The organism is Methylobacterium sp. NPDC080182 (assembly GCF_050281105.1).
Lineage (GTDB): Bacteria > Pseudomonadota > Alphaproteobacteria > Rhizobiales > Beijerinckiaceae > Methylobacterium.
Window position 1 is genome coordinate 1 of sequence record NZ_JBNNWO010000065.1, and the last position, 1,165, is coordinate 1,165.

Genomic DNA, 1,165 nt, shown 5'->3' on the forward strand with positions numbered 1-1,165 from the left:
ATACCAACTCTCATTGATCAGAACCTATGAGCCCAAGCGCGCAGTCCGATGGACATGATGCGCCAGGGCTGGTCGATGAGGCGCCGCCACGCATCGCAGCAATGGTCGAGGATATCGGTGTAGGATTTGAAGACGCGATTGCCCAGCCAGTTGTCGCGCATGAACTGCCACAGGTTCTCGACCGGGTTGAGTTCGGGTGAGCGGGACGGCAAGGGCAGCAGCGTGATGTTGGCGGGCACGGCCAGTTTCTTCGTCATGTGCCATCCGGCCTGATCGAGCAGCAGCACGGCGTGCGCGCCGGGGGCGACGGTCCGGGCGATCTCGGCCAGATGCAGGCTCATCGCCTCGGTGGTGCAGCGGGGCATGACGAGCCCGGCCCCCGTCCCCTTGGCCGGGCAGATCGCCCCGAAGATGTAGGCGGAGGCGGTGCGCTGGTCCTTGGGCGCCGACGGGCGCGTGCCGCGGCGTGTCCAGCGGCGGGTGATCGTGTTCTTCTGCCCGACCCGCGCCTCGTCGGAAAACCAGACTTCTATCGGTTTGCCGCCGACAGCTTGGGCGATCTGCGCCAGGCGGGCGGGGAAGACTTTTTAAAAGCGGGGATGGCGTCCGGGTCTTGGGCGTGATGGCGCGGGCGCGCCGAGAGCTTCCGATAGCCCATGCCCCGCAGGACCCGGCTCAAGGTCTGCTCGGAGACCGACACACTGTGATCCTCGAACAAGATCTGGGCGAGGTCGACCAGCCGCCAGCGCACCACCCCGTGGGCGGCGGGCATCGGGCCCTGCTCGACCAGGGCACGCAGCGCCTCCCGCTGCTCGACGTTCAGGCGTGGGCGGGCGCCGGGGGCCTTGCGGTCGATCAGACCGTCCGGTCCCTGCGCGTTGAACGCCACGACCCAGTCGCGCACCGTCTGCAGACCGACCCCGCCGAGCGCAGCGGCGTCTGAGCGCGAGCCGCCCGCGTAGATCGCCGACAGCGCCAGCAGGCGCCGGGTCTGGGCGGGATCACGCGATCCCTTCGCAAGGGCGCGCAGGGCCTCGGCGTCAAAGTCCAACCGCAGCGGCACCGGAGCGGCCATCCCATCCTCCTGAGGCTCCAAACCCGAGGATAGAATCACCCCACAGCCGCCGACGCTACCCCATGAGTCGTGCTCAACAAGGATTGGTAT

General features: G+C 68.0%; 1 protein-coding gene. It reads right to left on the bottom strand.

The genetic code is table 11. The annotated features are described in order from the left end of the window. Positions 1-17: 17 nt before the first annotated feature. A protein-coding gene (locus tag ACQKQD_RS34135; RefSeq protein WP_427511004.1) for an IS630 family transposase occupies positions 18-1,075 on the bottom strand; the annotation gives its coding sequence in 2 pieces (ribosomal slippage) (positions 18-583 and positions 583-1,075; 1,059 coding nt in all). Between the last annotated feature and the right edge of the window lie 90 nt (positions 1,076-1,165).